Genomic DNA, 17,471 nt, shown 5'->3' with positions numbered 1-17,471 from the left:
TCTGTCTCATCTCCACTCCTTGGTGGTTGCGATGTGCCAGAAACCCTCTCTTATCAAATCACCCTAAACTGTCCCATTAGCGCTGACGTCAGACAAATAGCAAAATGTGTGACAGAATGTGTGACAATAAAAGACACCAGCCAGCAGATAGACTTGTCACTATCAATTACTGAGAATGATGGAGCGCAATATGCAGAATTTGGAGTTTCCGCGAGTTGCCACCCTCAGGAAACTGACCAGGTAACAGATATTAGGTAAGTAGTTTTTACCTAACAGTGCTTTAATGAAAAACACCCCAGTGAGACAGATCAGAAGACAAAGTACCTACTTGGGGGTGGGCATGGACCACGGGGGTGTGTGCGTAGTCTGTAGTCGGTCTCTGCCAGTTCTAGGTAAAATTAATGCATTACTTTACATACACTTTTAAAGTTTTGCAGGACTGCTTTTGAAGATTTTCTGGTTGGATTATATCCTTAGTGCTTGCGCTCGTTGACGCCTACAAGAGCTTTACCAAGAAACCTGACACTGTTCCATTTTGGGAGAAATTACTTTTGCGTGTAGCTGCATTTATTTTGTTAGAACTATTTGGGCAGGGTATCCGAAAATTGACTGTGGATGGTCGGTATGATCTTCGAAAATTCGGATTTAGGAAAGCTCAAGGACTAAACAGCTATCCGGTTGAAGACGGATCACAAATTTTCCAATCCAAATTGTTCATGATCGAGATCAAAAATGTTTAAGAAGGCTGAAAAACTGAGAAGAGTCGCTAGATTCCAGAAGCCTTCACTTCGTCTTGGGGCAGATATCAGAAGAACCAAAGAAAAGATCAGTATCTTTTTAGATGGTACGGAAATTTTCGTTCAGAACATCGACCATACTGCCGGCTTTCCTCAACGCAACGACTTCGCTGTTTTCGCATTATGTGCACTTTCGATGTCTCACAATTGGGAAATCGATGTAAACTTTCCTGTTTCAGAAAGCGCTATCGAGCAATGCCGCAAAATTAAAAATGCATATAGACTCTGGTCGATAGATGTTCTTGCCCCACTTCGCTTAAATTTCATGACCACACAAGCCTTGGATGCGCCTAAACTTGCACTTGGTATCATCTGTGTGAGCGGCGGATTAGATTCTTTGGCGGCTGCGGTTGAAGCAGTAGAAGATGGTAAAACCGAAAGCGCTTTGCTCATAGCTGGTGCTGACTACTCAAATTCAGAGATGCCCGGCTTCCAACAACTGACAGAGCGCGTTGCTGAAATCTGCAGAAAACTGGAGTTGGAGCTCATAGTGGCCGAAACCAACTTGCGTCAAGTAGGGTTTCATTGGGGAATGTTGCACACTTTTAATCTCGCCTATTGTCTTCATTATCAGTCTTCAACGTTTGGTTATGGCGCATTCGCTCAGGACAACAATGCAATACAGGATTTAATGAGAATGCCTTGGGGAAATCTCAATGTGCTGCCCGATCTATTTTCAACAGAATCTTTTCCAATCAAGACTTATGGGAAAGATATGAATCGAGTCCAAAAACTCGCCAAAGTCTTGGAGTTTGATGAATCCCTTCTTGCAACTCTCTCAGTCTGTTTCAAGGATAAGAAGATCGGTGGGAATTGCGGAAAATGTGCTAAGTGTTTGGAAATGCGGATAACGCTTGAAGTACTTGGTCATAAAGCCAATGATCTTTTTGAAGAAACTCCGGATATGGTTGCCGCGGTAAAAAAGTTTCGAGTGCCAATACAGTTGAGCGCAGTTAAGGGGAGGATGTGCCGAACCTCTGAACTCGTGGATGCACTTCCTAAAAGCGAACTAAGAGACGCATTGATTGATTTTGAAGCTCGGTTGAGACGTAGGTATCACTGGCTTATGCCAGTATCAACAAAAAGCAGGTGATCACTGAGCTAACTTGCAAAGCAGAAGTTCTGATTTCGCCCTAGGAACTAGCTATCAAAATAGAAAGCCTGGAATAAGAACTTTCGAACTACGATAGCGGGTAATCTTACTCCTGATCAGCTTGGGTGACAGTAAGCTTTGATTATTTCTGCACGAAATATACGCGTCATTCCACATTCCCGAATGTGGTGCTTATCAAATGTTTTAGATGCGGCATCTGGCTACTAATAAAATAGCAGAATAGCGTTAAAAAAAGACTTTAGAGCGCACAACATTGTACTGGTCAAATTGAGCACCAATTCGTCGAAATAGAGCTTCATTTACTTGTATTGGCGAGCCTGTTCTTGAGTATTTCTATTGGCTGAGACTTAAGATGAGCCACTTCGATCCCTATCAGCTTATATCGATCCACATATGACTTTGAACTTGGACCGTTGCGGGTCAGTTCTCTATCTTCTTTTCTTGTTACGGTAGTCATGGAATTGTCTTCTTCCTCACCTGATATCATCAGCTTTGAGAACGGGTTTCTTTTGTCCAAATCTAGCTCTGAAAAGGCATAGTTGAATATGGCTGAGAGACTATTGATCCTTCGTCTAATCGTAGCGTTCTTGTTACCGTTCTTTGAAAGATTTCGAACGAAGACCCGAGCGTCATCACGACAATATCGCGCTACATCTCGATCGCCGACCAGATGAAGGAAAGTTGCTAAGGCGACCTTTGGAGGGGTCTGATCAATCGGTTTGAGAAGCAGATACTCATTTGCCATTTCTGACAACAAAGCGGAACGAGGCTTAAAACTCTCGAGCAAGGACTGAATGTCCACTGCTTTCATTTTTGCTTTGTCATTCCAAGAGCTATCAAGGACCTCGGTCAAACGCATCGCGTATGCTTCAGCTTCGAGTGGGTCTTTGGTTAACTGGCAACGGATAAACCGCCCATAAGCTACCACGGCATGTTTTGGGAGGCGGCGGTTGTAATAATATGTGCCTGAACGACAGATGGTGTACTTAATGTGTGACATGTTGGATGCCTCCGAGTGGTTAAATCGAAGGAATTTCAACAACTTACCGTAAGTAGGTGGTGCCCAGAAGAGGACTCGAACCTCCACGTCCATACGGACACCAGCACCTGAAGCTGGCGCGTCTACCAATTCCGCCATCTGGGCACGGGTTGGTGAGAGCGGGATTTACGCGCGGTTGGGGGTGCTGTCAACGGGATTCGGCGCTGGTTTCATCTTGTTTGAGACAGTCCCTGAAGGTAAACCCCAGACTGAGATTCAAAAAGGAGGCCTCGCATGTCCCAAATGGTCACCATCTTTGGCGGTTCCGGTTTCGTCGGGCGCTACATCGCTCGCCGTATGGCTCAAGAAGGGTGGCGCGTTCGGGTTGCAGTTCGTAACCCGAATGAGGCGATGTATGTGCGGCCCTACGGGAGCGTTGGTCAGGTCGAGCCAGTGTTCTGCAATATCCGCGATGACGCGAGCGTGGCTGCAGTAACGGCGGGTGCCGATGCGGTTGTGAACTGTGTCGGCGTTTTGGACGAGGTCGGCAAAAATACTTTCGAGGCAGTTCAAGCCGAAGCCCCCGGTCGCATCGCGCGTTTGGCGGCGGAGCATGGCGTTTCGCGGATGGTGCATATCTCCTCCATCGGGGCCAGTGGTAACTCTGCAAGCGAATACAGCCGGACAAAGGCAGCGGGTGAGGCCGCCGTATTGGAACACATGCCGGACGCGATGATCTTGCGGCCGTCGATCATATTTGGGCCAGAAGATGATTTCTTTAACCGCTTCGCGAGCATGTCGCGGCTTGGCCCTGTTTTACCTGTCGTGGGCGCAGATACGCTCTTCCAACCGGTGTTTGTGGATGACGTGGCAGCGGCAGCAGAAAAGGGTGTTCTGGGCGCGGCTGACGGCGGCGTTTATGAACTAGGCGGGCCAGACAAAGAAAGTTTCCGAGAACTAATGCAACGCATGTTGGATGTCGTGCGGCGCCGACGGTTGATCCTGAATATGCCAAACTGGATCGCGCGGATCATGGCGTTCACCTTTTCGGTCGCTCACGTTCTGACGCTTGGCATTATTCCAAAGGCGATTACGGCGGATCAGATAAAGAACCTCGCGGTTGATAATGTGGTAGCTGATGACGCCAAGGGGCTTGACGATCTGTGCATTCGGCCCACTGCAATGGCTGCAATACTGCCGGACTACCTGTGGCGGTTTCGGCCGTCTGGGCAGTACGACGCGATCAAGGAATCCGCTAAGAACCTTCGGGAGTCCTGATGGACGGAAATACAACGCTCGTTGCCGCGCTTCTTGGAATCCTTGAAGGCGCGACCGAGTTTATTCCTGTATCGTCCACAGCCCATCTGCTTTTGGCTGGCGAGGTTCTGGGCTTTGAAAGCACAGCTAAAACCTTTGAAATTGTTATTCAGTTGGGCGCCGTTTTGGCGATCTTATCTGTCTATGCGAAACGCCTTTTGGGTGTCGCGAAGCTAACTCCGCATGATCCTGAGGCGCGGCGCTTTTTTCTCAGCATTGTGCTTGCCTGTATTCCTGCTGGCGTTCTCGGAATTGCGTTCAATGACTTCATCAAAGAGACGTTGTTCAACAGCCTGACAGCGATTGCGATTGTGTTGATCGTTGGGGGTGTGATCCTGCTTTTTGTGGATCGGTTAAAGCTGACCGTGAAGCATGAAGACGCGATGAGAGTACCTTTGAAAACGGCCTTTGCGATTGGCCTGTTTCAGTGTCTGGCGTTGATGCCTGGAACGTCGCGAAGTGGGGCGACAATCGTGGGCGGTATGCTGATGGGGGTCAGTAAACGCGCGGCGGCGGAGTTTTCGTTTTTCCTGACGATGCCGGTGATGTTTGGGGCCACTTTGGTGGACCTTTTGAAGAACTGGGATCAGCTAGATGGATCAGCGATTTGGTTGATTGCGGTTGGATTTGCGACGGCGTTCATCACGGCTGTGATCGTTGTGCGGGTCGTTTTGGATTACATTTCCCAAAATGGGTATGCGCTTTTCGGGTGGTGGAGAATCATCGTTGGCCTTGCGGCATTGGGTTATTTTCACATATAGGTCAGTAATAGTTACCTAAAATCTACCTAATTTTGTTCAATGAAATACGCTGAATGAGAAAATACCTACATTTAGGTCAGTATTGCTGACTTTTCATTTCCAAGCGGGCCGACTAAACAGCGGTTTCCACCGAAATGCGGAGTTGCGCTATGGCAGGCCAGAAGATGTTGAAATTCACCACCGTAGACCGGGACATGCCCGAGAAGCGTGTGCCGAATTTACGTAAGCAAGATTTCAACGAAATTTATGCAGAGTACGCGCGGGACAAAGCGGCGGAGCAAGCCAGCCGGTGTTCGCAATGTGGCGTGCCCTATTGCCAGTCTCATTGCCCATTGCACAACAACATTCCCGATTGGCTGCGTCTGACAGCGGAAGGCCGTTTGCAAGAGGCTTATGAGATCAGCCAAGCGACCAATACGTTCCCCGAAATCTGTGGCCGCATTTGCCCGCAGGACCGCTTGTGCGAAGGCAACTGCGTGATCGAACAGTCTGGCCACGGGACAGTCACGATAGGGTCGGTGGAGAAGTACATTACAGACACCGCGTTTGAAGAAGGGTGGGTGAAACCCATCTCTCCTTCCGTTGAGCGGGCCGAGAGCGTTGGCATCATCGGTGCAGGCCCCGGTGGCTTGGCTGCTGCGGATCGGTTGCGCCGCGAAGGCGTGCAGGTGACGGTTTATGACCGCTATGACCGTGGTGGCGGATTACTGACCTATGGCATCCCCGGTTTTAAGCTTGAAAAAGACACTGTGATGCAGCGGATGCAGCAGTTGGAAGACGGCGGTGTTCAATTTGTTCTGAACTGCAATGTCGGCGAAGATCTGTCTTTCGACGCCATCAGAGGCAAGCATGATGCGGTTTTGATCGCCACGGGCGTTTATAAGTCGCGCGATCTGCCTGATGCGGATGCAGACGGTATTGTCCGCGCGATTGATTACTTGACCGCCAGCAACCGCAAAAGCTTTGGCGATGATGTTGAGGAATTCGACAGTGGCGAGTTGAATGCTGTTGGCAAACGCGTAGTTGTCATTGGCGGTGGTGACACGGCGATGGATTGCGTGCGAACAGCGATCCGTCAGGGGGCTGAAAGCGTCAAATGTCTCTATCGCCGCGACCGTGCCAACATGCCCGGATCGCAGCGTGAAGTTGCGAATGCCGAAGAAGAGGGCGTCGAGTTTGTTTGGCTCTCCGCCCCTGCGAGGTTCGAAGGCGATGCGGTCACGGGCGTGACTGTTCAAAAGATGCGCCTTGGCCAGCCAGATGCGACTGGGCGTCAGGCGCCGGAAGTGATCCAAGGCGCAGACTACTTAGAAGGCGCTGATCTTGTGATCAAAGCGCTGGGTTTTGAGCCTGAAGACCTCCCCGCGCTTTGGGGTGTCGAGGGCTTAGAAGTGACCCGATGGGGCACGATCAAGGCAGAATTTACAACCGGTCAGACCAGCCTTGAGGGCGTGTTTGCAGCGGGCGATATCGTACGCGGAGCGTCGCTAGTTGTCTGGGCGATTAAAGACGGGCGCGACTGTGCCGATGCCATTCTGGACTATCTGAGCAGTGCAAATGCGGTGGCGGCAGAATGATGCACAGAGCGTACACAGAGCGTACACAGGCTGTACATACACATCGTACACACACTGCGACCATTGGGGCAGGGATGCTGACCCTTTTGGTTGCTATCGGGTTAACGGCAACGCCTGCATTTTCGCAGACAGCAGAGACCTTTTCGCTTCCGGCGGGCTGTGAGGCTTGGGTCACTGTTCAGGCCAAAGACTGCACGGTGGAGCATAACTTCACCTGCGAGGGTGATCCTGTAGGTCTGAAACAGCGGGTGACGCTGGATGAGGAAGGGATGACCTATCTGGGTGCGACTGATGATGAATCGCAGTGGATCAGAAGCTTTCACCCACGGTCCGGCCACACAGAGCAGTTGGAAGACAATCCGCGTGATCGGGCGTCATTGACTGAGCTAATCGAGACAGGGATCGACACCTACGATTTCCGCACCCTATCGCCAGAGCTGGGTGCCACGCGCTTTGTTGGTCAGGATTCTTTGACCGGTCGCGTTGTGACGATCGATGGCGTGACCTTGGAAGAGACGCAGTTCAATATTACCGCCTATGCCGAAGACGGGACAGAGCTGTGGTCTGCAGAAGGCAATGAATACATCAGCCGCGACTGGCGCATGTTCCAAGCAGGGCCCGGCACTGTGACCACGCCCCGCGAAACCTACGAAGAAGATGACAGCCCGGTGGAATATATTTTCCCTGGCGAGCCCGGCTTTTTGTCGGTGAACCCAAAACATGGGTGTGGATTGACCTTGTCCAGCAGCCCTGTGACTGCCCTGAAGGAGTATCTAAATGTCGACCTTTGATAATGCTTGGGTAGAAGCCGAAAAAGCAAAGCGGGATTGGATGGCTGAAAACAGCCTCTATCGCGATGCGGATGAACATGCGTCTTGCGGCGTTGGTCTTGTAGTGTCCATCGACGGTACGCCGTCGCGTGGTGTGGTTGAGAACGGCATCGATGCCTTGAAAGCGGTTTGGCACCGTGGCGCTGTGGATGCGGATGGGAAGACAGGCGATGGCGCAGGTATTCACGTGCAGATCCCTGTGCCGTTTTTCTATGATCAGGTGCGGCGGACCGGGCATGAGCCGGATGACAACAAGCTGATCGCGGTTGGTCAGATTTTCCTGCCTCGGACGGATTTTGGCGCTCAGGAGCAGAGCCGGACTATTGTTGAGGCCGAAGTTCTTCGCATGGGTCATTATATTTACGGCTGGCGTCACGTGCCGGTCGACAATGACTGTCTGGGTGAGAAAGCGAACGCGACGCGGCCAGAGATTGAACAAATCCTCATCCGCAACGAAAAGGACATCAGCGAGGAAGAGTTCGAGCGTGAGCTCTATATCATCCGTCGCCGGATCGAAAAGGCGGCTGGGCCCGACCTCTATGTCTGTTCGATGTCGTGTCGGTCGATCATCTATAAGGGCATGATGCTCGCTGAGCAGGTGGCGATCTTCTATCCCGACCTGATGGACGAACGGTTCGAGAGTGCGTTTGCGATTTACCACCAGCGCTATTCGACAAACACCTTCCCGCAGTGGTCTTTGGCGCAGCCGTTCCGCATGTTGGCGCACAATGGTGAGATCAACACGCTGAAAGGCAACGTCAACTGGATGCGTAGCCACGAGATTCGTATGGCCTCTGGCGCGTTCGGAGATTCCGCTGAAGACATCAAGCCGATCATTCCGGCCGGCGCGTCGGATTCCTCGGCGTTGGATTCCGTGTTCGAAGTGTTGGTGCGCGCTGGGCGCAATGCGCCGATGGCGAAGACGATGATGGTGCCAGAAGCGTGGTCGAAGCAGGCGGTGGATATGCCGCAGGCGTGGCAGGACATGTACGGCTATTGCAACGCGGTGATGGAGCCTTGGGATGGTCCGGCTGCATTGGCGATGACCGATGGTCGTTGGGTGTGCGGCGGATTGGACCGAAACGGTTTGCGGCCTTTGCGCTATGTCGTCACTGGTGATGGGCTGCTGATTGCAGGGTCCGAAGTTGGCATGGTGCCAATTGATGAGGCCACTGTTGTAGAGAAGGGCGCGCTTGGCCCTGGACAGTTGATCGCCGTTGATATGGAAGAGGGCAAGCTCTTCCATGACACTGAGATAAAGGATCGGTTGGCGGCCGCGCAGCCCTTTGGGGAATGGGTCGGCAAGGTCACTGACCTGAATAGCATGCTCAAGGACATACCCGAGACAGCGATGTTTAGCGGTGATGACCTACGGACGCGTCAGGTCTCTGCCGGGTACTCCATTGAGGAACTGGAACAAGTTCTGGCCCCGATGGCCGAGGACGGGAAAGAGATGATCGCGTCTATGGGTGACGACACACCGTCCGCGGTTCTGTCAAAAACCTATCGTCCGCTCAGCCATTTCTTCAGGCAGAACTTCTCTCAGGTGACAAACCCGCCGATCGATAGCTTGCGGGAAAGCCGCGTGATGTCGCTGAAAACGCGGTTCGGGAACCTCAAGAACGTGCTGGATGAAAGCAGCAGCCAGACAGAAATTCTAGTCTTGGACAGCCCGTTCGTGGCAAATGCCGAGTTCGACAAGATGGTAGAACAGTTTGGCGACGATGTTGCGATCATTGATTGTACATTTGAGGCTGGGGCAGGCGCGTTGAGTGCTGGTCTGGCGCGCATTCGGTCCGAGGCCGAAGACGCTGTGCGATCCGGTGCTGGGCACATTGTTCTGACCGATCAGCATCAGTCAGAAGCGCGCATCGGGATGCCGATGATCCTTGCGACATCGGCGGTGCATTCTGGTTTGACGAAGAACGGCCTTAGGACGTTCTGTTCAATCAACGTGCGGTCGGCGGAGTGTATTGATCCGCATTACTTCGCGGTTTTGATCGGCTGCGGTGCGACCACTGTGAATGCGTATCTCGCGCAAGATTCCATTGCTGATCGTATCGGTCGCGGCTTGATCGATGGATCACTGACCGATGCAATGCGCCGGTATCGGGCGGCTGTTGATGCGGGCTTGCTCAAAATCATGTCAAAGATGGGAATTTCGGTTCTGTCATCTTATCGTGGCGGTCTGAACTTTGAGGCTGTTGGCCTCTCCCGCGCGATGGTGGCGGAATACTTCCCCGGCATGCACAGCCGGATTTCCGGCATTGGTGTCAGCGGTATCCAGTCGAAGTTGGAAGAGATTCACGCCAAAGGCTGGAAGAATGGCACTGATATTCTGCCCATCGGTGGCTTCTATAAAGCGCGTCGGTCGGGCGAAAAGCACGCTTGGGAAGCGCAGACCATGCACCTGATGCAGGCGGCGTGTAACAACGCCTCTTATGCGATGTGGCAGCAGTATTCGAAAAAGATGCAGGCCAATCCGCCGATCCACTTGCGCGACTTGTTGGCGGTCAAACCGCTTGGCGCACCTGTGCCGATTGAGGAGGTTGAAAGCATCACCTCGATCCGTAAGCGGTTCGTGACACCAGGCATGTCGCTTGGCGCGTTGAGCCCTGAGGCGCATAAGACACTGAACGTGGCGATGAACCGGATTGGGGCCAAGTCGGATTCGGGTGAAGGCGGTGAAGATCCGGCGCACTTCCATCCGGAGCCCAATGGCGACAACCCATCTGCGAAGATCAAGCAGGTGGCGTCTGGCCGCTTTGGTGTGACAGCGGAGTATCTGAACCACTGTGAAGAGCTTGAGATCAAGGTCGCCCAAGGTGCAAAGCCGGGTGAGGGTGGTCAGCTGCCGGGGATGAAAGTCACCGATCTGATCGCGCGTCTGCGGCATTCGACGAAGGGTGTGACGTTGATTTCTCCTCCGCCGCACCACGACATTTATTCGATCGAGGATTTGGCGCAGCTGATCTATGACCTCAAGCAGATCAACCCACGCTGTAAGGTGACGGTCAAGCTGGTGTCCTCCAGCGGTGTCGGCACAATTGCAGCGGGTGTGGCGAAGGCGAAGGCGGATGTCATTCTTGTTTCAGGCCACAATGGCGGCACGGGTGCGTCGCCCGCGACCTCGATCAAATACGCAGGCCTTCCATGGGAGATGGGCCTGACTGAGGCGCATCAGGTTCTTGCCATGAACAACCTGAGGGAACGTGTGACGCTTCGGACCGATGGTGGTTTGCGCACGGGCCGTGACATCGTCATGGCTGCGATGATGGGAGCCGAGGAATACGGTATTGGCACCGCTGCTTTGATCGCGATGGGCTGCATCATGGTCCGTCAGTGTCAGTCAAACACCTGTCCGGTGGGCGTGTGTACTCAGGACGAAGCGTTGCGCGGGAAGTTCACGGGCAACGCCGATAAGGTGGTCAACCTGATCACCTTCTATGCGACGGAGGTGCGTGAGCTTCTGGCGGAGCTTGGGGCGCGGTCGTTGGACGAGATCATCGGACGCGCGGACCTTCTGACTCAGGTCAGCCGTGGTTCGGCGCATTTGGATGACCTCGACTTGAACCCGCTTTTGATCACTGTCGATGGAGCGTCAAAGATCACTTATGATCGTGACCGTCCTCGAAATGCTGTCGACGATACGTTGGATGCACAGATCGTGAAGGATGCGGAACGTTTCCTAAAAGATGGTGAGAAGATGCAACTGGACTACGCAGTGCAGAACACGCTGCGGACAATCGGCACACGGACCTCAAGCCATATCGTGCAAGAACACGGAATGCGGAACGACTTGCAGCCGGACCACCTGACGGTGAAACTGCGCGGCTCTGCTGGTCAGTCGTTGGGTGCTTTTGCGGTGCCCGGGTTGAAACTGGAAGTCAGCGGTGATGCCAATGACTATGTCGGTAAGGGTCTGTCGGGCGGTATGATCGTCGTGCGGCCACCAATGGCGAGCCCGCTTGTGGCCTCTGAGAACACGATCATCGGCAACACCGTTTTGTACGGCGCGACGGACGGCTATCTCTTTGCAGCGGGTCGTGCGGGTGAACGGTTTGCGGTTCGAAACTCCGGCGCGAAGGTCGTGATTGAAGGCTGCGGCACGAATGGGTGTGAGTACATGACTGGCGGTGTTGCAGTGATCCTTGGCTCGATTGGTGCAAACTTCGGGGCCGGCATGACCGGTGGTATGGCGTATCTCTACGAACCGGACGGCGCTTCTGCGGAGTTGGTGAATATGGAAACGCTTGTGACCTGCCCGGTGACCGTGGACTATTGGATGGATCAGCTTCACGGGTTGATCCAGATGCACGCGAAAGAGACGGGCAGCCAGAAAGCGGCGCAGATCTTGCAGGATTGGGATATTGAAAAGCATCACTTCTTGCAGGTTTGTCCGAAGGAAATGCTGGTTCACATACCGCATCCGTTAAGCATCGAAGACGCGGCAATCCCTGCGGAATAAGGATTGACCCTGCGCGACCATCGGTGCGCGCAGGGATGCCAGCCCTTGACCGCGTGACAGCTTCGCGGGGATAAGGGCCTATGGCACGAGCAGGCTCTAAGTCTAAGAAAAAGAAGCCCGAGAAAACCAACTCCGTTGCGAACGCGTTGCGCACGGCGTGGCGTTGGATTTTTCGTGGGGTCTTGGCGTTTGTCCTGCTGATCCTCTTTGTGACCTTGCTCTATCGTTTCGTTGATCCCCCGACGACACCCTACGCTTTCTCGGAAGCCCGGCGGCTTGGCGGGATTGAGCGCGAGTGGGTCGATATGGAGCTGATAGCGCCGGTGATGGCGCGCTCAGCTGTAGCCGCAGAGGACGCAAACTTTTGCTTGCATTGGGGGTTGGATGTGAACGCCATTCAAGCCGCCATCGACAGTGGCGGGACGCGCGGAGCGTCTACCATCAGCCAGCAGGTGGTGAAGAACGTCTATCTTTGGCATGGGCGATCTTGGGTGCGTAAGTCGATGGAGGCGCTTTGGACACCGTTAATGGAAGCGATGTGGCCAAAGCGGCGGATTTTGGAAGTTTATTTGAACGTCGCGGAATTCGATGAAGGCGTTTTCGGGGTTCAGGCAGCAGCGCAACATTATTTCGGCGTGGATGCCGATCAATTGACGGCTGTGCAGGCGGCGCGTTTGGCTGCGATTTTGCCCTCGCCGAAGACGCGCTCGGCCTCCAATCCATCTGCATCCGTGCGCAGGCGCGCGGCGTCGATCATGGACGGAGCGGCCACGATTTTGGCGGATGGGCGCGCGGCGTGTTTTGAAGACGGATAGGCGCTTGAACCGATCTGTGGTCGATGGCATTGAATAAGAAGACCAGCGCAATGGATGTTTTATGAACCGCCTTTACCACTACCCGATTTCCCCTTTTTCCAGAAAAGTTCGGCTATCCCTCGCTGAGAAAAAGATCGAAGTTGAGTTGGTCGAGGAGCGCTATTGGGAGCAAGACGCGGACTTTTTGTTGCGCAATCCTGCGGGCAAGGTGCCTGTCTTGCGCATGGGATCGCAAACTTTGTCGGACAGTACGGCGATTTGTGAATATCTGGAAGACGCTTACCCAACCCCTGCCTTGCTGCCGCGCGGCGCTGAAGACCGCTATGAAGTCAGGCGTCTGGTGGCGTGGTTTGACGATAAGTTTCACCAAGAGGTGACGTCGAAACTCTTGGGCGAGCGGATGTTCCGCAAGGTGATGGGCACAGGCTATCCCGATAGTGCGAATGTCAAAGCCGGTGCCAAGGCGATCAAGTATCATTTGGACTATATGGCGCGGCTTTTGGATCAGCGGCGCTGGCTTGCGGGCAATGAGATGTCGCTGGCGGATTTTGCGGCGGCTGCACATTTGTCCTGTTTGGACTATATCTCTGACGTGGATTGGAACCGCTCGGAGGTGGTGAAAGATTGGTATGCTAAGATCAAATCGCGGCCTGCGTTTCGGTCGCTTTTGGCAGATCAGGTGCCCGGATTTCCGCAGCCTGCGCATTATGCCGATCTGGATTTCTAATCTGGGGCTCTGTCCCCGCGGCTGCGCCGCTCCCCCGAGGTTTTTTGGCTCAAAAGAGATAAAGGCGTGAAGCAGGCCTTGGTCGCATATGCGCTTGAGGCCGGGTTCTCTAAGGTTGGGGTATGCCGGCCCAGTGCGGTGCCGCAGATTGCGGATCGTTTGGCCGCGTTTGTGGATGCTGGACGGCACGGACAAATGGGGTGGATGGCCGAGCGGATGGGGTGGCGCAGCGATCCCACGGCGCTATGGCCCGAGGCGAAATCGGTGATCATGTTGGCGGAGCGGTATACGCCGGAGCATGATCCGCTGGCGATTTTGGACCATCCCGAAAAGGCTGCAATCAGTGTTTATGCGCAGGGACGCGACTACCATGATGTGGTGAAGAAACGTTTGAAGAAGGTGGGGCGTTGGTTGATCGAGCAGGCGCCGGGGGCTGAAATCAAGGTTTTCGTGGATACCGCGCCGGTGATGGAAAAGCCGCTCGCGCAGGCGGCCGGTTTGGGGTGGCAGGGCAAGCATACAAATCTGCTATCGCGTGATCTGGGGAATTGGTTTTTTCTGGGGGCGATTTTTACCACCGTTGAACTGGAACCGGACGTGGCGGAAGAGGAGCATTGCGGGTCGTGTCGCGCCTGTCTGGACATTTGCCCAACCGATGCCTTTCCCGCGCCCTTCCAGTTGGATGCACGGCGGTGCATTTCCTATCTGACGATTGAGCACAAGGGGCCGGTTGATCCGGACTTGCGCGCGGCACTGGGCAATCGGATTTATGGCTGCGATGATTGTCTAGCCGTTTGCCCTTGGAACAAGTTTGCGCAAGAGGGGCGGGATGCGAAGCTTGCCGCGCGCGAGGATTTGTTGGCACCGGATTTGATTGCTTTGGCGCAGTTGGATGATGCGGGGTTTCGGCAATTTTTCTCTGGTTCGCCGATCAAACGGATCGGGCGGGATCGCTTTGTGCGCAATGTGACCTATGCTTTGGGGAACTCAGGGAGGCCCGAGGCGGCGCCGGTTTTGCAGGAATTGGTGAGCGATCCCGATGAGGCCGTGTCAGACGGCGCGCGCTGGGCGTTGGAACAGCTGGAGGATTGATCATGCTTCGTTTGATTATGGTTTTATGTGCCTTGCCCTTGGCGGCACTGGCGCAGGTCGAACAAGGCGCGCCGAATGCGAATTTCGCACCAGCGTTTGAGAACCAGACACGGGCACCTGCGCTGGCGGAAACGCGGTTGGCGGTATCCGTTTTTGCAGATGGCTTGGAGCGGCCCTGGGGAATCGCACCTTTGTCGAGCAGCCAGTTCTTGGTAACGGAGCGCGGTGGGACGATGCGAGTTGTGTCGGCGGACGGCTCTGTATCCGGGCCTTTGTCTGGGGTGCCTCAGGTGAGTGCGACAGGGCAGGGTGGTCTGCTGGATGTGGCTGTGTCACCGCGATTTGCGCAGGATCGGTTGGTGTTCTGGACGTACTCCAAGCCCGTGCGAGGCGGGAGCGTGACGGCGGCTGCGCGAGGTGTTTTGAGCGCTGAAGGGCGGTTGGGCGATGTGCGGGATATATTCGTGCAGACCGATCCGAATTCAGGTGGGCGGCATTTTGGCAGCCGGATCATTCCGATGTCGGATAGCACCGTTTGGATCACAACGGGGGATCGTGGCGAGGGCGATAGTGGGGATATGCCTCAGCAGCTGGACAGCACGGTCGGCAAGGTCATTCGGGTGAATGCGGATGGCTCGGTGCCTTCTGACAACCCATTTGTGGGACGTGCGGGGGATGACCAGATTTGGTCGCTCGGGCATCGGAACATGCAGGGCGCCGCGATTGATGGTCGCGGGCGGTTGTGGACGATTGAGCATGGGCCTCGTGGAGGCGATGAGCTGAACCGACCTTTGGCGGGGCGGAACTATGGCTGGCCGATTGTGTCTTATGGGATCAATTATTCGGGGCGGGCGCTTGGGTCAGGCGCTGCTGTTTTGGAAGGCACGGAGCAGCCGGTTTACTATTGGGATCCGGTGATCGCGCCTGCGGGGATGTCGTTTTACGACGGGCCATATGCTGCGTGGCAGGGCGATTTGTTGATCGGGTCGCTCAATCCCGGTGGGCTGGTGCGGTTAAAGATCAGCGGGGATCGGGTTGTCGGCGAAGAGCGGTTGCTGCCGGATGTGGGCCGCGTACGGGATGTTGAAGTGCTGGCGGATGGGCGTGTCTTGGTGCTGGTTGATGGTGGGGAGATTTTGGCGGTGAGGCCGGAGGGGTAGAGTGCAGGCCCAGGCCAATTCGTGAGGCGTGTCGGTGACATTCTTCTGTGCCGATCTGTGCTTCAAAAGCGAGCTGAAGCTGGGTGTACAAAGCTAACTGAAATGGAACGCATCGGAAAAGGTGGAGGCTAATCTTCTTTCCGTTTTGGTTTTGGAAAGCCGCTCTTTATTCCGTCGATATGTTCATAAAGGTCGTCCGCAACGCTTCGCCACAATGGATCGAGAACAATTTTAACGCCCTCTCGCCGGGCCAGCTTTGCAGCTGGTACAAAATCTGCATCGCCAGAAACCAATATGATGGTATCAGCTTGTTTCTTTAAGGTGATCGACGCGATATCTAACCCAATTCTCATATCGACGGCTTTTTGGCGGAGTCCTGGGACAAAGTCATCGTCGGCTAAATCTTCAACCGTTTTCTTTCCTTGAAGAAGTTGTTTCTGCGATCTTTCTAAAAGAACCCAGCTTCTTTCTTTTCTCACTTCGCCTAGCCTGACTGCCGTATTGGCTCGGCGGCGTAGTTCCGCGAACAAGCCCAATCGGAACTCGGCCTCTTCCGTCTTCGAGTAATCAATTGGCGTATTGCTTATCGGTTGCTAGCTCTTACCGAGGTACGGACGAGCATCGTAGTAGAAAACGCGATACAACAATGAACGAGGATGTTCAGCGCGGGCAACTTTGTTTTGAGCCTTTAGGTGGGCCGTCACCAATCTAGAAATCGACGTTGCGACCGCTACGGGATCTTTATTGTCGATATTAGGGCAAACCGTTGGAAGTCTCTTTAGGAGATACCCACCGTCAATCAATATTGCTGCTTTTGTCATATACTCAAATAAATTAAGCCCCAAGGGATCGGTGTCGGTCGAGATCGCAAGGACCAACACGTACTGCCTTGGGGCCAATCACTTCATATATGAGTCTTGACGAATAATTTGTCAATTTTTGGTTTCGCTAAGCCCGCACCAACTTCTCATAATCATCCGCCACATCCAGAACCAGTGATCCAACTTCGAAGTTGTAATCTCCGATCTGGCCGACAGGGGTAACTTCGGCGGCGGTGCCGGTGAGCCAGCATTGTTCGAAGCTTTCCAGCTCGTTCGGCATAATGACGCGTTCGTGGACTTTGATCTGTTTTTCCTTCAACCGGCCAATGACTGTTTGACGGGTCAAGCCGTTGAGGAAGCAATCTGCCATCGGCGTGTGTACTTCGCCATCCTTCACAAAGAAGATATTCGCGCCGGTGCATTCTGCGACGTAACCGCGCCAGTCCATGAAGAGGGCGTCGGAGCAGCCTTTGGCTTCGGCGGCGTGTTTCGACGTTGTACAGATCATGTAAAGGCCGGCGGCTTTGGCGTGCACGGGGATGGTTTCGGGCGACGGGCGTTTCCATTTGGCGATGTCGATTTTCGCGCCTTTGGTCTTGGCATCGCCGTAATAGTTGCCCCATTCCCACGCTGCGATGGCCAAATGGACCGGGTTGCGGGCAGAGGCGACACCCATATCTTCGCCCGCGCCACGCCATGCAACGGCGCGCACGTATGCGTCGGTCAGGCCGTTGACCTGCAGAACTTGAGCCTTTGCGGCCTCGATTTCGTCTACGGTGTAGGGGATTTCGAAATCCAGCTCACCGGCGGAAAAATGCAGGCGTTCGGAGTGTTCGCGGCTGAGGAAAATCTTGCCGTTGTACGCGCGCTCACCTTCGAACACGGAAGAGGCGTAGTGCATCGCATGGCTCAGCACATGCACATTTGCCGCTCTCCAATCGACCATCTGGCCGTCAAACCAAATTTTTCCATCGCGATCATCATAAGCAGCCATCGGGCCTCTCCTTTTGCAA

Annotated in this window: 14 protein-coding genes and 1 tRNA gene; 11 read left to right on the top strand and 4 right to left on the bottom strand. The window is 54.1% G+C overall.

Going from position 1 to position 17,471, the window contains the following annotated elements; translation table 11 throughout:
- Both BUA85_RS16855 and BUA85_RS10430 read left to right on the top strand, forming a co-directional pair.
- A partial coding sequence (locus tag BUA85_RS16855) for a hypothetical protein (RefSeq protein WP_207548142.1) occupies window positions 1-258 on the top strand: 258 nt, incomplete at its 5' end.
- A 474-nt stretch (window positions 259-732) separates the two neighbouring features.
- Window positions 733-1,890 carry a hypothetical protein gene (locus BUA85_RS10430; protein ID WP_072900858.1) on the top strand — a complete coding sequence of 386 codons (1,158 nt, stop codon included), beginning with the start codon at window positions 733-735 and terminating at the stop codon, window positions 1,888-1,890.
- A 316-nt stretch (window positions 1,891-2,206) separates the two neighbouring features.
- On the opposite strand, the gene BUA85_RS10425 is transcribed toward BUA85_RS10430, so the two are convergent.
- Window positions 2,207-2,911: a hypothetical protein gene (locus tag BUA85_RS10425; protein ID WP_131802791.1), complete on the bottom strand. Its 705-nt coding sequence runs from the start codon at window positions 2,909-2,911 to the stop codon at window positions 2,207-2,209.
- 57 nt (window positions 2,912-2,968) lie between these two features.
- Window positions 2,969-3,055 (bottom strand) — tRNA-Leu (locus BUA85_RS10420).
- A gap of 129 nt (window positions 3,056-3,184) precedes the next feature.
- Here BUA85_RS10420 and BUA85_RS10415 point away from each other — a divergent pair.
- From BUA85_RS10415 to BUA85_RS10375, 9 genes are all read left to right on the top strand, one after another.
- Window positions 3,185-4,168: a complex I NDUFA9 subunit family protein gene (locus tag BUA85_RS10415; protein ID WP_072900856.1), complete on the top strand. Its 984-nt coding sequence runs from the start codon at window positions 3,185-3,187 to the stop codon at window positions 4,166-4,168.
- Window positions 4,168-4,968, top strand: coding sequence for an undecaprenyl-diphosphate phosphatase (locus BUA85_RS10410; RefSeq protein ID WP_072900855.1), 801 nt, complete (start codon window positions 4,168-4,170; stop codon window positions 4,966-4,968). Before BUA85_RS10415 ends, BUA85_RS10410 begins: the two co-directional genes overlap by 1 nt.
- 149 nt (window positions 4,969-5,117) lie before the next feature.
- On the top strand, window positions 5,118-6,545 hold the full coding sequence (locus BUA85_RS10405; RefSeq protein WP_072900854.1) for an NAD(P)-dependent oxidoreductase: 1,428 nt from the start codon (window positions 5,118-5,120) through the stop codon (window positions 6,543-6,545).
- 74 nt (window positions 6,546-6,619) lie between these two features.
- A complete protein-coding gene (locus BUA85_RS10400; protein WP_083526243.1) occupies window positions 6,620-7,336 on the top strand; it encodes a hypothetical protein in 717 nt (238 codons plus the stop codon).
- On the top strand, window positions 7,323-11,843 hold the full coding sequence (gltB, locus tag BUA85_RS10395; protein ID WP_072900853.1) for a glutamate synthase large subunit: 4,521 nt from the start codon (window positions 7,323-7,325) through the stop codon (window positions 11,841-11,843). The genes BUA85_RS10400 and gltB overlap by 14 nt, the downstream gene beginning before the upstream one ends.
- A gap of 80 nt (window positions 11,844-11,923) precedes the next feature.
- Entirely contained in the window at window positions 11,924-12,658 is a 735-nt protein-coding gene (mtgA, locus tag BUA85_RS10390) for a monofunctional biosynthetic peptidoglycan transglycosylase (RefSeq protein WP_072900852.1), read from the top strand.
- Between the two features lie 61 nt (window positions 12,659-12,719).
- The gene (gene fzlA, locus BUA85_RS10385; RefSeq protein WP_072900851.1) at window positions 12,720-13,385 is read left to right on the top strand and encodes an FtsZ-binding protein FzlA; all 666 of its coding nucleotides are present in this window, start codon (window positions 12,720-12,722) and stop codon (window positions 13,383-13,385) included.
- A gap of 66 nt (window positions 13,386-13,451) precedes the next feature.
- Window positions 13,452-14,477, top strand: coding sequence for a tRNA epoxyqueuosine(34) reductase QueG (queG, locus tag BUA85_RS10380; protein WP_072900850.1), 1,026 nt, complete (start codon window positions 13,452-13,454; stop codon window positions 14,475-14,477).
- 2 nt (window positions 14,478-14,479) lie between these two features.
- The gene (locus BUA85_RS10375; RefSeq protein ID WP_110559081.1) at window positions 14,480-15,637 is read left to right on the top strand and encodes a PQQ-dependent sugar dehydrogenase; all 1,158 of its coding nucleotides are present in this window, start codon (window positions 14,480-14,482) and stop codon (window positions 15,635-15,637) included.
- Window positions 15,638-15,765: 128 nt separating this feature from the next.
- On the opposite strand, the gene BUA85_RS16850 is transcribed toward BUA85_RS10375, so the two are convergent.
- Together BUA85_RS16850 and BUA85_RS10365 are read right to left on the bottom strand one after the other, a co-directional pair.
- Window positions 15,766-16,116 carry an NYN domain-containing protein gene (locus tag BUA85_RS16850; RefSeq protein WP_207548141.1) on the bottom strand — a complete coding sequence of 117 codons (351 nt, stop codon included), beginning with the start codon at window positions 16,114-16,116 and terminating at the stop codon, window positions 15,766-15,768.
- 469 nt (window positions 16,117-16,585) lie between these two features.
- Window positions 16,586-17,452: a branched-chain amino acid aminotransferase gene (locus BUA85_RS10365; protein ID WP_072900849.1), complete on the bottom strand. Its 867-nt coding sequence runs from the start codon at window positions 17,450-17,452 to the stop codon at window positions 16,586-16,588.
- Between the last annotated feature and the right edge of the window lie 19 nt (window positions 17,453-17,471).

The sequence above is a fragment of the Cognatiyoonia sediminum genome (assembly GCF_900129845.1).
Lineage (GTDB): Bacteria > Pseudomonadota > Alphaproteobacteria > Rhodobacterales > Rhodobacteraceae > Cognatiyoonia > Cognatiyoonia sediminum.
This window is presented reverse-complemented; position numbering and strand designations above follow the sequence as displayed.